Genomic DNA, 22,642 nt, shown 5'->3' on the forward strand with positions numbered 1-22,642 from the left:
ATAGGTTAAAGGGGAAGGAATAATGAAAACTGCTGAAAAGTTAGATCAAATTATACAAGAAGAATATAAAAATATGAATGGCATGTTAGTAGTGCAGAAAGGTAATGTTGTTTTTGAAAATTATTATAATGGTTACAGTCCAGATAATGCGTTTCATGTAGCGTCAGTTACAAAAACGATAATCTCTGCGTTAATTGGGATATGTATAGATAAGGGTTATATAAAAAGTGTTGATCAAAAAGTAATAGAATTTTTCCCGGAATATAAATGTAAGGAATCTGAAGTAACCGTACGCCATCTTCTAACAATGACAGCGCCATATCCTTTTGTAGACTGGCAGGAACCGTTAGAAGAACTATGTACACAAGAGGATTGGGTACAGCATACACTTAATAGAATGGGGAACGGTGGAGAAATTGGATCTTTTAAATACTCATCTGCAGGAGCGCATGTACTATCAGCAATTATTACGAATGCAACAGGGAAAAGTGCACGTGAATTTGCGAATGAGTACTTATTTCAACCACTCGGCATGAGCGAAATTCCAAACTACAATATGAAAGCATTTGGATTCGATGACTTATTCGGAAAAGATGTGAAAGGATGGGTTCACGATCCAAATGGTATTTCGACGGGCGGCTGGGGAGTAACGTTAACGGTTAGGGATATGGCTAAGTTTGGACAGATGTATTTGAATGAAGGTATTCATAATGGAAAACAAGTTCTATCAAAATCATGGATAAAAGAATCAATAGCGATGAATTCAAATCAATATGGTTACTTATGGTGGTTACGAGAAGAAGAGGGTGTCTATTCGTATTGTGCAATGGGTGATGGTGGGAATATGATTTGTTGTATTCCGAAGCAGGATTTGGTTGTAGTAATTGCTTCTGAAGCTAAGCCGAATGCACGGGATAGATGGGAATTAATTAAAGGGTGCATACTTCCTTATTTAAAAGATTAATATGGTTATTTTTATAAAAATAAGAATGAAAGGTTTAGTTAAACTTGTTTTGTTCTCCATGATAGAAAAAAGTGTTGTGTTAACAAAGTTATGTAACTAAGATTATAAAACTTCAACACCTATACCATTATTAAATAATTGCAAGGTGTTGAAGTACTTTTTAATCTATTAAAGCTGCTTTCAACTAAAAGAAGAAACATCTTTTTTCTTAGCTGTTTAACTATTTTTTAACTTTGTGAAGTATGAGATACATCGTGCCCAGCACAATTGCTAGTAAGGTAAATTTAATTAATTCTATTAGGCTGGCATCCCACTTGTTTTGTACTATATCTGTTAAATAAAATACATTAAACATACCATGTGAAAATGCGGGTGATATTACAGAACCGCCATATTCTCTCGTGTACGTTAAAATTATAGATAATATAAATAATAAAGAGAGATAACTTAATATTCCTACAAACTGAAACTCATAATTTTTATAAAAGATTGCTATTGGTAAATGCCATGAAGACCAAATTGAAGCTATAATAATAGCTGTTTGTATGAATGTATATTTTTTTCGTAAATAGTAATGAAAATTCCCTCGCCATATAATCTCTTCTAATAATGCAGATAAAGATCCAACTGTAAGACCAACGAGCAAGAGAAATCCTACTTCATTCCAATGATGATATAAGAACTTTATATCATAAATATAAAAATAAAAATGGAGACATAGCCCTAGAAGTAGTGGAAATAATATGGAGAAAATTAGTGTTTTTATTTTTGGACGTGAAATTCCTAGTGTATGAACTATTTTTTGTTTCTTATATAATGTTTGATATGAAGTAACTGCTAAAAGCGGAACAACCATTGTAAACCCTAAATAATTACGACCATTTTCTATGTTCAGCAAGATGATATATACAAGTGATGTAAGAAAATAAATACATAATGTTGAATGATAAACTATGTGTTTATTAATATTTTTCACCTGCCTAAGTATGTATAAGTGGTTAATCGAATATCCGATATTTTAATTATATATGAAATGGAAATCGACAGAATGAATATTTCCATATTATTGTTTTTTAGATAGAAAAAGTGTCGAAATTGCATATATTGAACTTGTAGAAAAAATTTAATTATCCCCGTAACTTTTCACAACAAAAAATCGTTAAACAAAAGAATAGATTTTTTATCACGAATGGGGGAGAACCATGAAAATGTTAATACTAGGTGGTACACGATTTTTGGGAAGAGCTGTGGTAGAAGAGGCTTTGAAAAGAGGGCATGAAGTTACATTATTTAACCGCGGAACAAACAAAGAAGTTTTTCCTGAAGTGGAGCAGCTGATCGGTGACAGAAATGGCGATGTATCAAGTTTAGAAAATCGAAAATGGGATGTTGTTGTGGATACATGTGGGTTTTCTCCGCATCACATTAGAAATGTTGGAGAAGTACTTAAAGATAATATTGAACACTATATATTCATCTCAAGCCTTTCCGTATATAAAGATTGGATTCCGCATGACATAAAAGAAGACTATATATTACAACCTGAACCGACGGATGATCAAATAAAGGCTGTAGAGAATGGTGAAGTTTCACCTTATGAGTATTATGGTGCACTGAAAGTATTATGTGAAAAAGAAGCAGAGAAGTATTGGCCGGGGCGTGTATTACACGTAAGAGCAGGACTTCTTTCAGGAATGTTTGATTATACAGATCGACTTCCATACTGGATCGGGCGTGTAGCAAAGGGTGGGAAAGTATTAGTACCAGGAAGAAAAATTCGTCCGGTGCAATTAGTTGATATAAAAGATGTCGCGAGATGGGGGCTAAATATGGCAGAACATAATAAAGCAGGAACATTTAATATAACAGGTCCGAATGATGAATTGACGATGGAAGAGCTATTAAATACGTGTAAAAAGGTTACGAATAGCGATGCTGAATTTGTTTGGGTAGACGAATCATTTATGAGTGAACATAATGTGCAGCCTTGGACAGAAATGCCTTTGTGGATTCCAGAAACTTTTCCATTAGATGGTGAGACGAAGCCGTGGAGAGGCGGATTTTCTATTTGTATCGAAAGTGCGGTTAATGAAGGGCTTACTTTTAGAAGAATAGAAGAGACAGTTACAGATGTGTATGAGTGGATGGAGAGTACGGAAGAATGGGAATTAAAAGCAGGTATTTCAGGGGGAAGAGAAAAGGTGTTATTGGATAAGTGGTATGAAATAAAGAGAGTTTAAATAAGAATCTTGTGAAAAAAGGACTCTGTTTATTGGTTAAACAGAGTCCTAATATGAATCTACCACTCAATCGGTTCTTCCCCGTACATCTCCCATAGCTTAGGAAACATCTTTTTTAAACCTTCTTCATCGTCTTCATCCCAATCTAACTCGATATCAACTTCCTCAAACTCTTCATTTGTTAAGACATGGTATAGTGTAAAGTATGTATCATCTTCATCCCCAGTCTTCTCCATGTAAACTTCTTGCCCGAAATATAGAGTAAGTTCTTCAATCTCTGGGACGTCATACTCACTCAAATTTTCTAATACAGGAATTAATCGTTCTGGATCTTCAATACAAGCTTCGTATGTCTCTTTTCCTTGATATAATAACCATCCGCGGAAGTAATCGAAAGTATCATCTGAACAGCCACCCATAATAATATAGGCTGCTGCCCATAAACGGGAGGTATAGGAGTCTTTCAAAAGGCGATGCATATGCGTATCAAAAGCTACAATTTCATGTACTGTACGTTTAGCAAGGTGAGAAGTAAGCCATTCTATTTGTTCTTCTTGGTCCTCACCTTTCGTTTTTGCACGATGAAGTAGCTCCCAAAATTCTTCTTCGGTTATCGTTTTTTCTTTTATGTAATCTTCCCCAGGCAACGGGTCTGTATATCCTTTTTTACGTTTGGAAGCAACTAGTTTATTAGCTTCTTTCATACATTCTTCTTCTGTTTCAAACTCTTTCGCTTTCACACTGCCAGCTGTGCCAATTTTTCCGTAAAACACAACGTAGTCTTTTTCTTTCACAACGATTTTCCAAAACTTATTTGATTTCTCAGTTTGCTGGATTAATAACGTTTCCATCCGTACCCCCATAATGTTTTCTAGTGTGCAATATGATTGTAACATATGTATATGCACTTGTAATGATGAAAAATAATAGTTTAGAAAATTCAAAAACCATTGAATGGAGTGGATAAATTTAGTAACCTTATTTGTACAGTAATTACATAATTGTTTTGTAATAATTCGATATTTATATAAGGGGGCGTTACGGATGGATCTTACGTTTAAAGTTGAGGAAACATGTTTTAATTACCGCGTTGGAGCAATTTGTAAACATGATAATAAAATACTCATTCTGCAAGGTGACGGTGAAGATTTTTGGTATGTACCCGGCGGTAGAGTAAAAATGCTAGAGAATAGTGAAGATGCATTAAAACGAGAGCTTGCGGAAGAGATAGGTGTTCCTATTAAAAGGAAAAGGTTAATATGGTCAGTAGAAAATTTCTTTACACTTTCTGAGCGAAAGTTTCATGAAATTAGTTTTTATTATGAAGTAGAGCTACATGAGTTACCTGCGAGTGGAGCGGATCAATATATTTTGGAAGAAGAGGGTAGAACGTATTTGTTTAGATGGGTGCCAGTAGAAGAACTGCATACATATAACTTACAGCCTGCATTTATAAAAGAGAAAGTAAAGGATGTATCAGTTCACACAGAACATATCGTATTACAAAAGTAAATGTATTCGGAGGGGAAAATGGTGAAGGGAACTAAAAAAGAGGTACATATAAATGACAAAGTAATTTATTACACACATATCGAAAAAGGTTCTAGTACCGTTTGCTTTATGTTTTCAGGTTCAGGATACAATTATGATAAGCCGTTATTTTATTACGCGACGATGTTAATGCTTGAACATAAAATAGATGTTGTACATATTCATTATTCTTATGATGGACAATTAATGAATAAACCAATGGAAGAAGTAACGAAAGTAATGATGGATGATATTAATCCGGTAATAAATGAAGTATTAAAAGATGAGCAATACAACGAGACTATGTTTTTAGGGAAGTCACTCGGAACAATTCCAATTGCAAATGATTTAATGAAGAGAGAAGAGTTTTTACAGTCGAAAATGATATTACTGACACCGTTACTGACGTTTGATACGATTTTTGATTCTATCTTGCATAGTAATCACGAAGGGTTTTTAGTTATGGGGGATAAAGATCATCAATACAATGCAGATCAAGTTGATCAGTTACATAAAACGAATTTACAGATTGAAGTTGTCAAAAATGCAAATCATTCTGTAAATGTTGGGGGATATGAAACGGAAAATTCAATTGAGGCTATAGCGAAAATATTAGGAAAACTTAAAGAAGTTGTTAGGACAAACTAACCTATTAATACATGCAAAAGAGGTGCGAATTGCACCTCTTTTACTTTAATAAGCCTTCAAAACATGAAGTAAATAATCCTTACGATTCAGCGGATTATAATCAACACGTTTTCGAGTAGGGAAGGGAGCCATAAGCTTTGTGAAACCAGCTGGCTTCGTTGTAAATATGCCTTCTCCTTCTGTAAATGAATGAAGCATGCGTTTAAAATTCTCTGTTTTCGCAACAGGTAATGATCCTGTTAACTGGTAAGAGTTATTACTTAATATAGGCTCTCTAAAAGTTGCTGGAACGGCAGCGAGCTTATACATTGCGGTACTAATTGCCTGCTCCGGTACAGTTAATTCAAACTCATTTACTGGTTCATATACATATGTTTCAGCTTGCTTTAAAGCATCCATTAATACGATCGGTGTCAAATTTCTAAAGTCACTCGCTGTTGTAACAGGACTAGCATAACCAGTATGTGTTAACGTGACCATAACATCTGTAACTTCCCAACCATATAAACCTTGTTTTAACGTTTGAAATACTGTATCTTTAATTGCTTTATGAAATGCTAAAGGCAATGAACCAAGCTCAACACCTAATTTATACGTTATGCCAGAGTTAAGTTCACCACGTTCAATTTTAAAACCAATTGTTGCGTAAAATGGATTCGCTTTTTCACCCATGACTTCAACGGAATTCCCAATGCCAATTGGCTTTTCAATACATACAACTCGCGTATTTGAGAAAGTAACCTGTAAGTTATATTTCTCATAAAGTGTTGTTTCGATAACCTCTTTTTGTACTTCACCGAAAAGGCGAATATAAAGTTCATTATGAACATCATCTTTCCACACTTTAATAAGTGGATCTTCTTCACAGAGTTCCATAAGTGCAGCGTATAAATCATGAATTCGCTCTTTAGGTACCGCATCAATCGTTGCTTCCATTTGTGGTTCGGCAAAGTGAATATCTTTTATATAATCCGTACGTTCACCGATAATATCACCAATTTTTATATCATTCAGTCCCCACACTTTGCAAAATTCTCCGCTAGGAACGATAGTAGATTGAACAGCATTTCCGCTATGAAACATACACATTTTTTTAATCTTTTCTTTATGTGGTAGAGACTCATCGCGCTGTATATCAACATATTTTCTAACATGTAAGCTACCTGAAAAAACTCTTATATACGCAACCTTTTCTCCAGAAGGTTCACGTTCAATTTTAAAAACAACACCAGATAATGGTTCCTCTTGTGCCGATGTAAGAGCTGGCATTAGGGCCGGAAGTTTTTCAAGTATTTCAGTTACTCCTATACCTGTCATTGCTGAACCGAAAAAGATTGGATACACATTTGCTTGCTGTATTTGCTGTTCTAGTTTTTCTCTTAATAGTGCGTCCGGTATTATTTCGTTATTTACATATGATTCAAGTAACGATTCATTAAATGGTGCTAACAGTTCCATACAATCGTCATATGATTTGTATTCAATGATCCGGGCTTCTTTCGTTCCTTCGTTTAGAACAGAATAGAAGGGGAATGCTTCATTTGAAAGAACCTCTTTTATTTGTTTCATAACTTTTTCAGTGTTTGCGCCACTACGATCAATTTTATTAACGAATAAAATAGTCGGTATGTTTAGTTTCTGTAATGTTCGCATTAAAATTTTTGTTTGTGCTTGCACACCTTCAACGGCAGAGATAACTAAAATCGCACCGTCTAGAACGCGGAATGATCGCTCCACTTCAGCGATAAAATCAGCGTGTCCAGGTGTATCAATGACATTTACTTTTACATCATCAATAAAGAAAGAAACGACAGATGCTTTGATCGTAATGCCGCGTTGTCTTTCTAATTCCATTGAGTCAGTTTGTGTATTACCACTATCTACTCGGCCAATTTCTTTAATCACATTCGTTTCATAAAGAATACGCTCAGTCAAACTCGTCTTGCCAGCGTCTACGTGCGCGACAATCCCTATATTTATTGTTGTCATTTATGAATATCCTCATTTCATTTTCCATTTTCATTTCCTCATTTCTATTTGTGTATTGCCGCATTATCAATCACTCTCCAGTCATTTAAATTATTACTATTATAGTGCAATTAACATTATTTGTAACGCTACAAAGCGCCTTAATTTGGAAAAAATAAAATGAAAACAAAATGCTTGCATTCTAAATCGATATAGATTATATTAATTGACATATCAACTATTGATACATCAAATGTTTTTATTTTGATTGTAAAGGAGGGGTAATTTGACAAGTTCATGCTCAAAAGAAGCGATTATTTTATATAAATTACACTTTCTAAATAAAGAAGTAAGTTCGAAATTTGAAGGGTGTACGGGTATGAGCCAGTCTCGATTAGAGCTTATACTTCAATTATTTGAAGTAGGTGAAATTAGTCAAAAAGCACTTCAGCAAGAAGTGAATATTGATAATGCTGCGATAACAAGGCATTTAAAGCAGCTTGAGGCCAATGAAATGATTGTAAGACGTAAAAATCCAGATGATAACAGAATTACGTTAGTTTCTCTTACTGAAGAGGGGCGAAATAAAATTCAGGCGTTTCAAGAAGAAAAAGAACGTTTTGCAGCATCTGCATTTAAAGGATTAAGTGAGGAAGAACGCGATAATCTTTTAAATATGTTAAATCACATTCAAGAAAATATAAAAGAATTATAAAAAAGGGAGAATACAACTATGACTAACTCAGTAAAAACAAATGATTTTAACGAAATTTTAACAGGACGTCGTTCAATTCGTAAGTACGACCCTTCAGTGAAAATTAGCAAAGAAGAAATGACAGAAATTCTTACAGAAGCAACACTTGCACCATCTTCAGTAAACATGCAACCATGGAGATTCGTAGTGATTGAAAGTGACGAAGCGAAAGCAACACTTGCGCCACTTGCGAAATTCAATCAATCTCAAGTAGAAACATCTTCAGCAATGATCGCTTTATTTGGTGACTTAAACAACTTTGATAACGCAGAAGAAATTTATGGTACAGCAGTAGAGCGTGGACTTATGCCAGCAGAAGTAAAAGAAGATCAAATGAAAAAACTTTCAGCTTACTTCTCTATGGTTACACCAGAAGTAATGAAAGATACAGTATTAATTGACGGTGGTCTTGTAGCGATGCAATTTATGCTAGCAGCTCGTGCGCACGGTTATGACACTTGTCCAATTGGTGGATTTGAAAAAGACCAAATCGCAGAAGCGTTTGGACTAGATAAAGAACGCTACGTACCAGTAATGCTAATTTCAATCGGGAAAGCTGCTGACAGTGGTTACCAATCAGTACGTCTTCCAATTGACAAAGTTGCTGAGTGGAAGTAATCTAATTAGGTCATAGAAATATATGGAATATGAAAGGGGAAACACCATGATTATTATTCACGCAATATTTCAAGTAGACCCAGCAAAACAACAATCATTTTTAGAAGAAATTCAGCCACTCATTCATGGTTCAAGAGAAGAAAGTGGAAATGTATCTTATGACTTATATAAAGATACAGAAAAAGAAAGTGTTTATACGATGGTAGAAGTATGGAAAGATGAAGCAGCAGTTGCGAGCCATAATACGAGTGAACACTTCACATCTTTCGTTAGTAAAGCAGCACAATTTTTAACTGCTCCGCTTAATATAAAAGCTTATAATGGAGAATTAGTAAAATAATAAGGTAGAAAAAGATGACTTTAGCATATGGCTGAAGTCATCTTTTTTGTATAAGTAGAATCCATTTTGGACTCAGTTATGTTGATTGATAAGTGTTGCTCGTATCCTCAGTAACTGTGGTGAATTGTATGTTAAATTCGAACATTTGGTTTATTGGGATATTTTTCCGTGTTATAATTTTCTTGTAAATAAAAGGTAGAGGGGAGTAAGTAATGGGAGAATTTCAAAGTAATTTGCATACGGCAACGCAACTTGCAACGAAAATGAGAACTGCTTCAGATCGAATGCAAAGTGCTACTAGTCGCTCTATAAATAAGGCAACGCGTACGACACTATCTGTGAACTCTAAAGCACAAGAAGCAAATCAACAAAATTTACAGATCACGACACAATTTTGCGCTGCTTTTCAACAAACGATTGATAATATCCATTCCGTAGCAAATGAATTTGAGAAAATGGATACCGGACTTCAAAAGACTTTTCAATAATGTAACAGCCTACGTAAAGGAGAAAAGGTAGGGAGAAAAGATGAGTCAAGAAATTGAAACGAAAATCAGTCAATGTAATCAAAAATTACGAATTATATTTGAAGAACAAAATGAAAACCGAATCGCGCTGCAAAATCAAGAACGAGCTGAGGCTAGTTTTCATGAATGGAAAAATAAAAATAATCGTTTATTTAACCGAATACTAGAAACTTGGTATGGTGACAAAGAAGTATTTCACTTTTTTACGAATATGCGGCAAGAGATCGGGCAGTATGAAAGAAAACTTACATTCGAATTAGAAAACGAAAAAGAGACGTTGCTTAAAGAAAAACGGCATCTCAGTGAGAAAGAAAACAACCTTTCCTATGAACAGCAGCAACTACAAAGGGAGGCAAATACATGAGTTTAAACATGTATTTGGGAGAAGTACAAAGTCAAACTCAAAGTATGAACGCTATATGTAATGCTACGATTCAAAGTATGGAACAAGCCATTCAATCTATTGATGCCTTTGCGATAGACACAGTATTACAAGGACAAACATACAGTAGTGCAAAAGCCTACCTTGTCCAAACATTTCGGCCATTAGCACAAGGAATCATATGCTTATGTGAAGAATTAATTCGCCAAAACGAAGCATTTCCAAACGATTTTCAAGCAAAAGTTGCTTCAACAGATGTTATCGAACATGAAATAAGACAACAAATACAAGAAATCAATCAATCCATTGCAAGTATAGAAGCAATAGAAGTACTTACACCAATGCCTGGAGTAGACGCAATTATTGCAGTCTTAATTGCAATGAGAAAAAAACTAGAAGAAAAACTAGAGCGTCTATATGAATTCAATCATTCATCCAGCAACAACTACAGCACCGCCCTCCAATTAGCCGCTAGCATCACAGCCGGACTCGCTGAAGTGCAAAGCGGGAAAGGGTTTAGTCCTGTAAGTGGGACGTTTAGTACACAAGGGTTGAATATGGATTGGGTGAGTTCGATTCAGGGGATTATAGAAGAAACAGCTCGAAAAAACAATCAGTCAATTAAAGATATAGAAACAAATAACATAATTGAGGAGAAATCTCCGGTTAGAAATGCTTGGGACGATGCGACAGACAGTATAGTCGGCACGTTTGAAACAGCGAAAAAGATGTGGGAAGCTATTCAAAGAGGATCGGGGAAAGCTGTTGGTGATGAAATCGAGTCTGCAATAGCTTTAAGTAATATGGACATAGGAACTTTTATTAATGTAACCTATGCACTATTCCATTTGGATGAAACTGCAAAAAATATGTGGCATGCATTTTCAAATAAAATAAAACGAGATATGATAGAGGGAGATACAGAGAGTCGTACAGAATTGACGACCTATGGATTAACACAAATAGCTACCACAATATTAGGCGATAGGGGACTAAATAAAGTAGGCCATATCACAAAAGGAGCAAAAGCATCAAGTGGATTAAGTACATTTGCTAATGCAGTAAAACTAGCAAAAGAATTGAAGCCTACGCTTGAAATGTTACAATCATTTAAGAAAGAGGCTTCCTATGCATTCTCTAATGTTGGTGGAACTATTATAACCAAAATACCACACGGTGAATTGATAGAAGCTTATTATAAGTTTGCGAAGTCTAAAGATGGTGGTAAGGGTACGGGTAAAACTGTAAGCAATTATCTTGATGATATAGTCGAGGCTGGTGGTACCAGAAGAGAAATAAATTCTAAACTTCGAAATCCATTAGATAATCCTAAGATAGCAAAGGAGATTGAGGGAAATACTGAAGCTGTATATGGATATTCACCTAAGAAGGAATCTGCCTTAAATAAGTTTGGGGTAGACTGGACAAATGGTGATGAAGTTGCTTATGCAAGAAGCGAAAGAATAAAGTATCATGAAAAAATACAACAAAAAAGAATACAACTAGAACAAGATATTAAAAATCTTCAAAATGATGGGCTATCTATGGAGGGAATTGCTAGATTGAAAGTCGAAGAGCGAAATCAAGGAAGAATGGAAACGTATATAAAATCTAATAATTTAGATGGATTGAATGCAATGAAAGAAAGAAATATTCTTGAATATGGCAGGGCAGAAGGACCTACACCTGAACAACTTTATAAAAAGTATGGTTCATGGGAAGATGTGATATATGGCAGTTTAAAAACAAATCCAGCAATGGATGTCTTGACAGGATTATTTCATAGTATGGGAGGAAAATAATTATGAAAGAAGAAAAAATACAAGGTAATATAAAGTGGATTGCATACAATAATTTAAGATTTAGAATAGAGAAGGTTAATGATGATTCATCCGTAATTTGGGTTTCTGATAATTTTGTAAATTTATGTTTTACCTTAGTAATGAATGACTTTTTAAGTAAATGTGAGGATGAGTTGAATATAAATATCGAAATTGATTTGACTTGGAATAATCATAGAGGTTTGATTATAAAAAATCATGATATAAATCTAATTTTAGGAGAAATAATTAATTTTATTAGCGAATGGGAGTTAGAAGGAAATTCAAATGCTGATAATTTTTCTACGGAAGAGTGGTATTCAGCATAAGCTTGCAGGGTATGCTAGCTTTCCATCATTTTTAGGAATTTAAAAATATGGAGGGAAATTTAAATTTAATGTATGTTTAGGGGACATTGAATGTGAATTGAAACTAAAGAGTTAGATAAATATTTTAAGCAACTAGTGAGGAATGAATTCTGTATAGTAAAGAATTCATTCCTTTTAAGTTTGTTTTAATTTACTTGTAATTATAGTAGTTAATATTTGAAGAGGCAATCACCCTAAGTCGTAAAGACACGAAAGCCTATACTCAAAGTAAGATTTCAAAGCTTTAGGAAGAAATTGGTTGAGTTAAAGGGGCTAAGGATGATACTTAGGATACGGCTAACGGTAAACCTAGCAGTAGCAAAAACACAAATGTAGATAATTTTGATGCAAAAACAGCTACAAATAAGCAAAAAGGGAATTATGGTGAAATAAAATCTAGTGACAATTTATTGAATAATCAAAGTTTAAAAGAAGCTGGATTTGAGTTAAAGCCAGTCGGAAAAAGTGCACCATCTGGCATAAATGATAAAATAATAAAAGGAATTGATGGATTATACGAAAATGCAAATGCAGAATCAAAGATCAAATACGTTATAGATGAAGCTAAGTTTGGTAGTTCACAATTGGGGAAAACTAAAGATGGACGACAAATGTCAAATGATTGGTTGAATGGTGCGAAGACGCGAAAAAGTAGGATATTGAAGGCTGTTGATGGAGATATGAAATTATCAATAAAAATTACGAATGCATTGAAAAAAGGTGAAGTGGAAAGAGTACTATCAAAAGTTGATAGTACTGGGAACGTTAAAACTTATAGAATAGATGCAAAGGGAGACATTATTGGAGAATGGCCATAAGTTTAGAAGCCAGGAGGAATTGAAAGGTATGAGAGATCATTTATGTATAGAAAAAAAATGTAGAGAAGTAATAGAATATAATAAAGAGTTTATTGAGGAAAATAGAGTTGAAATTAAAAGTTTAGAAGAAGATGAAAAAAAAGGTATTCAAAGGTATCCTAATCATAATATAAGTATCATAGAAGAATTCTATCAGTCAAATTTTATATACGATTTGGATAATGTTAATGCAAAATATTCCCTAGGAGAAGCTATCCATACAATAGAAGGAGATTTTGACAACGCTCTTATTAATTTGAAGCATATAGGAAAAAAAGAAGTTGGATATTTAAATCTAATTTGGATGATATCTCTAGGGATTTTATTAGAGACGGAGAAAAAGAATCTTGTAAGTTTAGCCAAGCTAGTTGAGAAGGAAAATATGAACGACGCAGTAATCGATTTCCTCTTATGCGCTAGTGATATCGGATACACAAAAATGACGAATGTTTATTTTAAAGAAAATCCATATGCAAAAACGAGAGAGATTATAGAACTTGCACAAACAGATAAAAAAGAAGCGTCTAAAAGATTACAAACGTATATGGAGAAAGAATGGTTTAAAGGCCATTATGATTATGAATGGAAAAATGCCCACAAAGAACCTGGATATGTGGGGTATTGGAGCTTTGAGACAGCTGCAATAGTAAAGATACTCGGACTTGATGATACAAGTTTAAAAGATAATAATCATTATCCATATGATTTGGCACATTATAAAAATGAAATGAAATTTAAGCATATAGACCTAAGTGAATATCACTATGAAGATGAGACAGAAGAAATAGAGGATATAGTAGAAGCAATTGAACATAATCCTGCATTGGAAAATATTATTCCTCCAAGATGGCATTCATTGGTCAATGAATTAATACATGATTATGAGAATATGAATGATAGTAGTTTTTATGAAAAATACAAAAAAACGATAGGAATAGGTCAAGTGTGGTTCTTACCACAAGAGTATGAAGAAGAAAATGAGCAAAAAAATCTATTAGGAAGTTTAATTGTGTTTGCCCTGACGGTAAGAGATTATATTTTGCAATTGGACTATAAAGAGGATTTAGAGGACTACATCGATAATCTTAAAAATTTCTGGAATGAATCAGAAACAAAGTTAGTTCAATTTATGTTAGAGAATGATCAAAATTATTATGCATGGGTACCAAAAGAAGCAAGTATCCCAAATATGTATGAAGTGAAGATAGAGAGTGTCGATGTAGAGGAAGTTCTATAACGAACAAATCGAAATGGTTTTTATTATATGTAATATTAGAATGCATTTTACTAGTTAATTCAAAACAATGCATGCGTGGCAGAAAAAAGGATGTATTGTTACTAAAAATTAGAGGGAAAGAAGGCTGTTGGATTGAGTTAAGCACCTCATTGTCAATATACGACAATAGGTGCTTTTTTGCGTGCAATGAAGAAAAAATAAAAGATTTATTTTCACTCTATTTCATCTTCGAATTACATGTTATAATTTGGAAAAAAATATTCTTAATTTTTAGATAATTAAAAGGTGGTAGATTACTATATGAGTACATTAAAGAAAATTACTAATAATATTTCGAAGGTTATTATAGGAAAAGACGAATCGATAGAACTAGCAGCCATTGCTCTAATAGCAGGGGGACATATTTTATTAGAAGATGTACCTGGGACAGGAAAAACAACATTAGCGAAAAGTTTGGCTAAAAGTGTGGACGCTAAATTTCAAAGAATACAATTTACAGCGGATACTTTGCCTGGAGATGTTATTGGTCTTGAATATTTTCATGTAAAGGAATCGGATTTTAAAACAAGGTTAGGACCGATTTTTGCAAATATCGTATTAGTGGATGAAATTAATCGAGCTGTACCGAGAACACAATCTTCGTTACTTGAGGTTATGGAAGAGCGTACTGTTACAATTGCGAAACAGACACATTCATTACCAGAACCTTTTTTAGTTATAGCAACGCAAAATCCACTCGAATCAGCGGGCACATTTCCGTTACCAGATGCTCAGTTAGACCGGTTTTTACTCACAATACGCCAAGGTTATCCTACGAGAGAAGCTGAAAAGGAAATGATGAATCGGTTTCAAATGAATGATCCATTAGAAACGTTACATTCTATTATTTCAAGTGAAGAAATTATTACGATGCAAAAGCGTGCAAGAGAAGTGTTAGTAGGGAATGATGTGCAAGATTATCTCCTTGAAATTATTGAAGCAACTCGTAACCATGAGTTAATTGAAATTGGTGTAAGCCCTCGGGGAACGTTGGCATTTATGAGAGCAATTCAAGCACGGGCAATATTAAATGAAAGAGATTACTGTACGCCAGATGATATTAAGACGCTCGCTGCATCCGTTTGTGCTCATCGTTTAACGTTAACGATTGAGGGAGAGATGAAAACGACGAAAGAACAAATTATGAAAGAAATTCTTCATACGATTAGTGTGCCAGTGGAGAATGTACGATGAATCAACAGCTTGTGTATACACCTTTAGCGGAGCCTTTCGTAATGGGGGTTATGTCAGTTGTAGCCGTTATTTTAAGTGTATTTTCAAGTAATCTACTGTTTTTATCTCTCGTATTTTTATATGTAATTTTAATAGGTGCTATGTATGTATATATACGTAAAGTATCTCGTGTTGAATGGGAATACAGTCAAGGGAATTCGAATGTTTTTATAGGTGAAACGAATATGTGCAAAATGAAAATTTCAAACAAGTCGATATTTCCTATTCTTAATATCGTATTTCGATTTAAATGTGAAAATAAGCTAACTTGGAATCATGATGAAATAAACAAAAATCATAGTACAGGTTCAAATTATTATATGAATTTTAATTTAAAAGGAAGGGAGTCAGTTTCATTTGATTTGCAAGCTGTAGCGTTAAAAAGAGGCATCGCGAAATGGGAAGAAGTTGAAATTGTTATTACTGATCTCTTTGGATTTATAACGAACCATATAACATATAAACAAGTTGATACGCCCTCTTATTTAGTCTTACCAGCTGTTCCGAAAATACAAGTTCCTGAATTACAAGAATGGTCACGAGGATTTCGAAAAGCGATGTCTTCACCCTTATATGATGAAACGAAAGTAATGGGAGTAAAGTCTTATGAAAATGAAGATTTTCGTTCCATCCACTGGAGTGCAACAGCGAAAGCAGGGATGATAATTGCGAAAAAGTATGAGCGAACACAATGTGATAAATACGCGATTTATCTCAACTTGCAAAATAAAAGTGGTGTTTCTTTGCGAAATGATATAGAGGAACTAATTGAATTAACAGCAGGTATATGCAAACAACTTCTTATGCAAAACTGTTCATTTGAAGTATGGATCAATAGTGTAAAAGATAACGGTTTGCTACATATAAAAAATGGTGATAATCGGAAACATTTGCAAAATGTATTAAGGGTACTTGCCTCGATATCAGACCAAGATACGCCTATATCTTCTTCTTACTTTTACACAGCAGGCTTTCGTCGAAAGGAACTGGATGCGGTTCCTTTAATTATTGGTACTTCACCAAAGAAATACAGTAGAACGAATAAATGGATTGTAATGAAAGAATAAGAAGGGGCTTATGTCATGGTGAATAAAAAGCGAAATATGAAAGTGAAGTTATGGAGTGTGAGAACTTTAATCATACTTTTCTTTGCGATTAGTGCGATAACGTTATCACAAGGTATTGTGTATGTACAAGACATAGTAAAAGAGCGTTTTTTCAGTAAGACTAAGACAATATCGGAAAAAAATTATGACTTTACTAGTATAGGTGAAAATTTTGATGATTCCAAAATAGATGAAGATGAATATGAAGAAGTAGAAGATACAGGTATAAGAACGAAAACGGGTAAAAAATTTCAACCTTTCGAAAGAGAAGGTCTATGGAATGACGTGCTTTCTGTTCTTTCAAATGTATGGATTACTATAGTTTTTTATGTGATAATCGCAATATCAATTATATATGCCATCTACAAGTATATTAGGAAAAAATTGACGAAAACAGAAATAGTACAGGAGAAAGAATCGATCACAAAGCAAACTGCGGTAAGAAGCATAAAGAATGAAAAAGTCATTCATCAGTTAGAACAGCCGTTACCGCCAGATACGATAAGAAAAATGTTAGTTGAATGGGAAAGAACATTACCATTTCATGAACAAAGAAGGTCCTATGAAACGATGCAACAATGGTTAAAAAGAATTTGTAGAACAAGGGATATTATCTCGTTATATGAGTCTGTTCGTTATGGGGAAAAGACGTATACGGATTTAGATGTGGAAGAAATAATGAAGTGGGTAGAGGGAGATGGGAAGGTGGATACATAAATATCCACCTTTTCTTTTTTTATACGGAAATTTGATTAACATGAATTATTTTCTTATATGAAACCGTATTTAAATAGGTAAACAAAATTAACTTTATTTACTTATACTTCATTACATGTTAACCTATACTTAATTTTTATAAACTATAATTAATTTTTAAGTTTTTTAAGGGTGTGAAAATGTAATGAAATCGGTATTAAAAAGCATACTTATTTCCTTTGTTTTTTCTGCAGTAGGTATGTGTTGGTTACTGTACGTATTATTCAAAGGGGACGGAGACTGGTTATTGTCCTGGATAGGTGTATTAATGGCATATTTATCTTTATATACTTTAATAGATTTATATTGTAAAAATACATACGATAAAAAAATAAATAAATGGCTTATAAAAACAGCGGTGACTAGTTTTAGTTTTTCTGTATTAGGAATCTCATTTTGTATCATACATGAGCTATTAACACCATGGAGTCTTAGTTTAATGGTGTGGTATTGGTTGCTAATGTTAGTATTATTTTTAACAACTATAATATCATTAATCAGTTTAGTATTTGTTAATCGTAAAAATCACAATTTCACCGTTGGATATAGAATGCTCATACTTCTAAATATATTTCTTACACTAGGACCACTATTATGGCCGCTATTACTTTCTATTATTGGAAATGGTATGAATGCTAGTGCGGGCTGGTAAAAAGGAATATAAATTAGTTGTGTAAAGAATAGGATGAAAAGTTGATATAGAATTTTAAATGTTTAAGAGAACATGTTTACATAAAAAATGAAAACATGTTCTCTTTTTATTTGCATGCATAACTCTTCCTCAGTTTACCCTATTTAAATTTAAAAGTAAGTATTTCGTAAGGAATGGATAAGAAAAAAGAGAGATTTATCATATAGGATGAAAGTATAGCCTGAATCAATCCGATATTAATGGAGGAGAGAAAGCCTTATGAAAAAATGTAATTCAATTAAGTTAGCAAGTTTTGCAGTTTTATTAGCGGGTACTGCTCTATTCACACCTGGTTTTACTGTGACTGCAGAGTCAACCCAAAATATTTCTAGTTCGTCACAAGTACATGATCAAAAGAATCGTAATGGCTGGAAACAAGTAATGCAGGAAACAGTACAGCTTGGTGCTGTAGGAATATTAGCTAAGGCGTCTAATAACGGAAAAACTAATAGTTTTACTGCAGGCGTGGCGGACTTAAGTACAAAGAAACCGGTGAATTCGGATTATCGCTTTCGGATTGGTAGTGTGACGAAGACGTTTACTGCCACGACTATTCTTCAATTAGTAGGAGAAAATCGCTTACAACTTGACGATCCAATTGAAAAGTGGCTACCGGGTCTCGTGCAAGGAAATGGGTATGATGGTAATCAAATTACGATACGACAACTTTTGAATCATACGAGTGGTATCGCTGAATACTTAAAGTCAAAAGACGCGGACATAATGAATTCGAAAAAAACGTATACAGCAGAAGAAATAGTGAAAATAGGTCTTTCGCTGCCTCCAGATTTTTCGCCGGGAAAAGACTGGTTGTATTCAAACACAGGATACGTAATACTAGGAATGCTTATTGAAAAAATAACTGGAAATAGTTATGCGGAAGAAATCGAAAAGCGAATTATTGAACCTTTGGACCTATCAAATACGTTTTTACCAGGAAATTCACCCGTCATCCCAGGAAAGAATCATGCTCGTGGATATGTGAAAATGGAAGGAACAGGCGAGTTGAAAGATATTACGTATTATAATCCAAGTTTAGCTAATGCAGCTGGAGATATGATTTCTAATGCGGATGATTTAAATAAGTTCTTTTCATCTTTACTCGGTGGTAAGTTACTGAAGGAACGCGAGCTAAAAGAAATGCTTACTACAGTTCCTATAGAAGGAAAAGGGGTTGGTGACGCATACGGTCTTGGAATCTATGAGACTAAACTTCCAAACGGTGTTTCAGTTTGGGGGCATGGAGGAGGAATTCCTGGATTTACAACTTTTGCTGGGGGAGTAATTGGAGGCAAACATACATTGGCTATCAGTCTCAACTCTATAGGTGGGGTCGATATTGTTCCGCAGTTTAATAAAATGATGCAAATTGAATTTAATAAATAGATGAAAAGAAAGTGAATGGAATTTTGTTATAGTTATATTTAAAAGAGGTGCTTTTTTAAGTTCGCAACTATGGACAGTAGTTGCATTTATGATATGGCATCAAGTATATTTCAAAGTGAAAATCAATCTTAATGCTTACGATAAAAATAAAAAGGATGTCAGTTACATGACATTCTTTTTATTTTGGATAAAAAAGGTATGTAGTTCTGAAAATTGTTATTTTTAAAATTATTAAATATAATGAAGGATATAGGGGCGCCAATTGGGGAGTTATGAATGGAAAATACTTTAGTTAGTTAAGTATTTCTCGTTTTAATCAAAATAATTATGAGTTGATTTGGAGTTGAATACAATGGGGGAAAATCATTATAAATGGAGTAATAAACAATTACGAGAGCATGTTGAAGTACTAGATGGTAAGAGAAGCACACACATATTATTAAAGAATGCAACATATTTAAATTCTTATATGCGCGAGTGGATGACAGCGAACATTTGGATATATAATGATCGAATTGTATACGTAGGGGAGCAGCTGCCAGAGCAATTAACGGAGTGTGAAGTTGTTGATTGCAAAGGAAAGTATGTCGTACCCGGTTACATAGAACCACATGCACATCCGTATCAGTTGTATAACCCAGAGACGCTAGCGAATCATGCGATGCAGTTTGGGACAACAACTTTTATTAATGATAATTTAACTTTATTTTTCACATTAAAGCGTGAAGAAACATTTCGTTTATTAGATGAATTCAATAAGATTCCAGCAAGTATGTATTGGTGGTGCCGTTTTGACGGACAGACTGAATTGCAAAACGGGGAATCTTTGTTTAATAGTGAAGAAATAATAGAGTGGCTGCAGCATGAAGCGGTTCTTCAAGGCGGCGAGCTAACAGCATGGCCAAAACTATTACATGGCGATGATGAAATGTTAACTTGGGTGCAGGAAACGAAGCGATTGCAAAAGAAAGTAGAAGGACATTTTCCGGGTGCATCTGAAACGACTTTAGCGAAGTTAAAACTGTTAGGTACAGATTGTGATCATGAAGCGATGACAGGGCAGGAAGCTTTCACTCGTCTTATGCAAGGTTACACTGTTTCCTTAAGAAATTCTTCAATCCGCCCAGATTTAGAAGTTTTACTGAAAGAATTGTTGGAACTAGGCGTAAAGCAGTTTGATAGATTCTTTTTTACAACAGACGGCTCACATCCTTCGTTTTATGAGAATGGAATGACAAACGTTATGATTTCTACCGCGATAAAAAAAGGAGTACCAGTAATAGATGCATACGATATGGCAAGTTATAATATTGCTCGCTATTATAATATGGAACATGTACATGGTTCGATTGCGACAGGTAGAATTGCTAATATCAATATTTTAGAAAGTAAAGAAAACCCAGTACCAATCAGTGTCCTTGCAAAGGGGAAATGGGTGAAGCGTGACGGTGTAAATACACATGAAGCATTACATATAGACTGGAGTAAACATAAAGTAACTCCATTATCATTAGATTGGTCCATAGAAAAAGAGGATATGATTTTCTCTAATAAAACGGGGATACACTTATTAAATAACGTTATTACAAAACCATACACTAGTGAAATCAATATAGACTGTGATGAATTGTCCACAGATCATGATGAATGTTTCTTTATGATGATTGCTCGTGATGGCAGTTGGCAAGTGAATATAGCTGTGAAAGGTTTTGCGAAAGAACTAGGTGGGCTTGCTAGCTCTTATTCTGGTACAGGTGACATCATTCTTATCGGAAAAAGAAAAGAAGATATGCTTACAGCTTTTCGTAGAGTAAAAGAGCTTGGCGGGGGAATGGTAATAGCTGAAAAGAATGAAGTATTACACGAAATAGCATTACCATTGCTCGGGATTATGTCTAATTTAAAAATGAGAGAATTAATACAGGAAGAGAAACAGATGGTGAAATTACTACAAGAGCGTGGCTACGCGCATGATGATCCAGCATTTACAATTTTATTCTTTTCTGCGACGCACTTGCCTTTTATACGAGTAACACCTATAGGATTATATGATGTGAAAAGCAGTAAGGTAGTTGCCCCGCCCGTGAATTTGATAAAGCAATATTAAAAGGAAAGATCCTATAAAAATTTTATTTTATAGGATCTTTCTTATTATTAGCATAAGAATATTGTAAGCCTCAAATGATATAGTATCTAAATCATTTGAGGTGATATGTAAATATGAAAAAAATATTTTACATTTTAAGCGTATTTATTCTGTGTGTATCGATACAACACGTTGTACATTCCCAATCAGATGCACCAGAATTATCTTCGGATTGTCTCGAAGAAAGAAAAGTTAGAGATGAAAAGCATGTGAAGAATATAATACAGGACATTAAATCCACATTTAATTTAAATATTGATGAACATAGTTTTTGGGAAGTAAGTAAAAGAGATCTGGAGGCTGCTCATTTGATGTATGGTGGAAAGGAAAATGATTCTTATTATAATTCGCTAACTAAAATTTATGATAGTGGTGGATTTAGCGAACAGCCCAGCTTATTTGTGAGGGCACAAGAAGCATTTTTACTTTATAAAGAAAAAGATAATATCAATGTAATGAAACGCCTAAAACTAGACGTTGAAAAAGGGGAATGGCTCGTTATAAAAACGAAAAAGAAGAAAGGGAAAAAAGTGAAATTTAAGCCGTTGCAATGTGAAAAAGATTATATGAAAAAGAGAAATGAATAACAAAATACTTATTCATGCTGTTTTTATTCAACGATATTTTGCTGTTGATTTGAAATAGAAAAAGGTAAACGAACATATTAGCTTTATGGAATATGTTTGTTTACCTTTTTTTGAGAGATTTAATAATTGGGGATTATTTACTGCCTAATGAATTTATAACATTCAATGAATTTGTTCTTCATAAACATTAGATTTTGTGTCAAATGATTTATACATTGCCGAAACACCTATGTATATTTTATTCTACAGTATTTATAAAAGAATGTTGGCTATTCATAAGAAATATGATTGGCACGGTTTTTGCTTGTATTACATGTAAGGAAGGGAGATTGTATGTAAGGAATCTGTACTCGTAATAGTATAAAACAAGCTACTATTGCATTATTAATCATAGTTGTATTTATAGGGGAACTGTAAATACATACAAATAAGTGGTTTTTTTGAT

General features: G+C 33.9%; 22 protein-coding genes and 1 pseudogene. 20 read left to right on the forward strand and 3 right to left on the reverse strand.

Going from position 1 to position 22,642, the window contains the following annotated elements; genetic code table 11:
- Positions 1–22: 22 nt before the first annotated feature.
- A complete protein-coding gene (locus HMAS_RS09230) occupies positions 23–964 on the forward strand; it encodes a serine hydrolase domain-containing protein (protein WP_000844677.1) in 942 nt (313 codons plus the stop codon).
- A gap of 220 nt (positions 965–1,184) precedes the next feature.
- On the opposite strand, the gene HMAS_RS09235 is transcribed toward HMAS_RS09230, so the two are convergent.
- Positions 1,185–1,940, reverse strand: coding sequence for a CPBP family intramembrane glutamic endopeptidase (locus HMAS_RS09235; RefSeq protein WP_071732461.1), 756 nt, complete (start codon positions 1,938–1,940; stop codon positions 1,185–1,187).
- 226 nt (positions 1,941–2,166) lie between these two features.
- On the opposite strand from HMAS_RS09235, the gene HMAS_RS09240 reads away from it, so the two are divergent.
- Positions 2,167–3,204 carry an SDR family oxidoreductase gene (locus HMAS_RS09240; RefSeq protein WP_000783059.1) on the forward strand — a complete coding sequence of 346 codons (1,038 nt, stop codon included), beginning with the start codon at positions 2,167–2,169 and terminating at the stop codon, positions 3,202–3,204.
- Between the two features lie 59 nt (positions 3,205–3,263).
- On the opposite strand, the gene HMAS_RS09245 is transcribed toward HMAS_RS09240, so the two are convergent.
- Positions 3,264–4,055 (reverse strand): DUF4240 domain-containing protein, encoded by a 792-nt coding sequence (locus HMAS_RS09245; protein WP_000449119.1) that lies wholly within the window; start codon positions 4,053–4,055, stop codon positions 3,264–3,266.
- A 193-nt stretch (positions 4,056–4,248) separates the two neighbouring features.
- Here HMAS_RS09245 and HMAS_RS09250 point away from each other — a divergent pair, with 193 nt between their 5' ends.
- Together HMAS_RS09250 and HMAS_RS09255 are read left to right on the forward strand one after the other, a co-directional pair.
- The gene (locus HMAS_RS09250; RefSeq protein WP_000366230.1) at positions 4,249–4,716 is read left to right on the forward strand and encodes an NUDIX hydrolase; all 468 of its coding nucleotides are present in this window, start codon (positions 4,249–4,251) and stop codon (positions 4,714–4,716) included.
- Positions 4,717–5,382 (forward strand): hypothetical protein, encoded by a 666-nt coding sequence (locus HMAS_RS09255; RefSeq protein ID WP_002024375.1) that lies wholly within the window; start codon positions 4,717–4,719, stop codon positions 5,380–5,382.
- 45 nt (positions 5,383–5,427) lie between these two features.
- On the opposite strand, the gene HMAS_RS09260 is transcribed toward HMAS_RS09255, so the two are convergent.
- Positions 5,428–7,371, reverse strand: a complete 1,944-nt coding sequence (locus HMAS_RS09260; RefSeq protein WP_000207813.1) for an elongation factor G — start codon at positions 7,369–7,371, stop codon at positions 5,428–5,430.
- A 265-nt stretch (positions 7,372–7,636) separates the two neighbouring features.
- Here HMAS_RS09260 and HMAS_RS09270 point away from each other — a divergent pair, with 265 nt between their 5' ends.
- The 16 genes and pseudogenes from HMAS_RS09270 (at position 7,637) to HMAS_RS09345 (ending at position 22,197) form a co-directional block, all read left to right on the forward strand.
- Positions 7,637–8,065 carry a MarR family winged helix-turn-helix transcriptional regulator gene (locus HMAS_RS09270; RefSeq protein WP_000204162.1) on the forward strand — a complete coding sequence of 143 codons (429 nt, stop codon included), beginning with the start codon at positions 7,637–7,639 and terminating at the stop codon, positions 8,063–8,065.
- Between the two features lie 18 nt (positions 8,066–8,083).
- Positions 8,084–8,722: a nitroreductase family protein gene (locus tag HMAS_RS09275; protein WP_000185390.1), complete on the forward strand. Its 639-nt coding sequence runs from the start codon at positions 8,084–8,086 to the stop codon at positions 8,720–8,722.
- A gap of 46 nt (positions 8,723–8,768) precedes the next feature.
- Positions 8,769–9,062 (forward strand): putative quinol monooxygenase, encoded by a 294-nt coding sequence (locus HMAS_RS09280; protein ID WP_000583816.1) that lies wholly within the window; start codon positions 8,769–8,771, stop codon positions 9,060–9,062.
- A gap of 212 nt (positions 9,063–9,274) precedes the next feature.
- On the forward strand, positions 9,275–9,550 hold the full coding sequence (locus HMAS_RS09285; RefSeq protein ID WP_000503643.1) for a TIGR04197 family type VII secretion effector: 276 nt from the start codon (positions 9,275–9,277) through the stop codon (positions 9,548–9,550).
- Positions 9,551–9,590: 40 nt separating this feature from the next.
- On the forward strand, positions 9,591–9,953 hold the full coding sequence (locus tag HMAS_RS09290) for a DUF3958 family protein (protein ID WP_000076585.1): 363 nt from the start codon (positions 9,591–9,593) through the stop codon (positions 9,951–9,953).
- Positions 9,950–11,773: a T7SS effector LXG polymorphic toxin gene (locus tag HMAS_RS09295; RefSeq protein ID WP_000056103.1), complete on the forward strand. Its 1,824-nt coding sequence runs from the start codon at positions 9,950–9,952 to the stop codon at positions 11,771–11,773. The genes HMAS_RS09290 and HMAS_RS09295 overlap by 4 nt, the downstream gene beginning before the upstream one ends.
- Positions 11,774–11,775: 2 nt before the next feature.
- Positions 11,776–12,120, forward strand: a complete 345-nt coding sequence (locus HMAS_RS09300; protein WP_000656836.1) for a hypothetical protein — start codon at positions 11,776–11,778, stop codon at positions 12,118–12,120.
- 329 nt (positions 12,121–12,449) lie between these two features.
- Positions 12,450–12,977, forward strand: a pseudogene (locus tag HMAS_RS09305) (hypothetical protein); the annotation flags it as partial.
- A 28-nt stretch (positions 12,978–13,005) separates the two neighbouring features.
- Positions 13,006–14,253, forward strand: coding sequence for a PoNi-like cognate immunity protein (locus HMAS_RS09310; protein WP_116344769.1), 1,248 nt, complete (start codon positions 13,006–13,008; stop codon positions 14,251–14,253).
- Between the two features lie 300 nt (positions 14,254–14,553).
- A complete protein-coding gene (locus tag HMAS_RS09315) occupies positions 14,554–15,486 on the forward strand; it encodes an AAA family ATPase (protein WP_000105650.1) in 933 nt (310 codons plus the stop codon).
- Positions 15,483–16,592 (forward strand): DUF58 domain-containing protein, encoded by a 1,110-nt coding sequence (locus HMAS_RS09320; RefSeq protein ID WP_001075954.1) that lies wholly within the window; start codon positions 15,483–15,485, stop codon positions 16,590–16,592. The genes HMAS_RS09315 and HMAS_RS09320 overlap by 4 nt, the downstream gene beginning before the upstream one ends.
- A 15-nt stretch (positions 16,593–16,607) precedes the next feature.
- Entirely contained in the window at positions 16,608–17,348 is a 741-nt protein-coding gene (locus HMAS_RS09325; RefSeq protein ID WP_061113277.1) for a hypothetical protein, read from the forward strand.
- 184 nt (positions 17,349–17,532) lie between these two features.
- Positions 17,533–18,039 (forward strand): DUF3902 family protein, encoded by a 507-nt coding sequence (locus HMAS_RS09330; RefSeq protein ID WP_063264132.1) that lies wholly within the window; start codon positions 17,533–17,535, stop codon positions 18,037–18,039.
- A 258-nt stretch (positions 18,040–18,297) separates the two neighbouring features.
- Positions 18,298–19,464, forward strand: coding sequence for a serine hydrolase domain-containing protein (locus HMAS_RS09335; protein ID WP_000710628.1), 1,167 nt, complete (start codon positions 18,298–18,300; stop codon positions 19,462–19,464).
- A gap of 352 nt (positions 19,465–19,816) precedes the next feature.
- Entirely contained in the window at positions 19,817–21,571 is a 1,755-nt protein-coding gene (locus HMAS_RS09340) for an adenine deaminase (RefSeq protein WP_000504397.1), read from the forward strand.
- Positions 21,572–21,684: 113 nt separating this feature from the next.
- On the forward strand, positions 21,685–22,197 hold the full coding sequence (locus HMAS_RS09345; protein WP_000719373.1) for a hypothetical protein: 513 nt from the start codon (positions 21,685–21,687) through the stop codon (positions 22,195–22,197).
- Positions 22,198–22,642 lie beyond the last annotated feature (445 nt).

The organism is Bacillus sp. HMA207 (assembly GCF_003402455.1).
Classification (GTDB): domain Bacteria; phylum Bacillota; class Bacilli; order Bacillales; family Bacillaceae_G; genus Bacillus_A; species Bacillus_A cereus.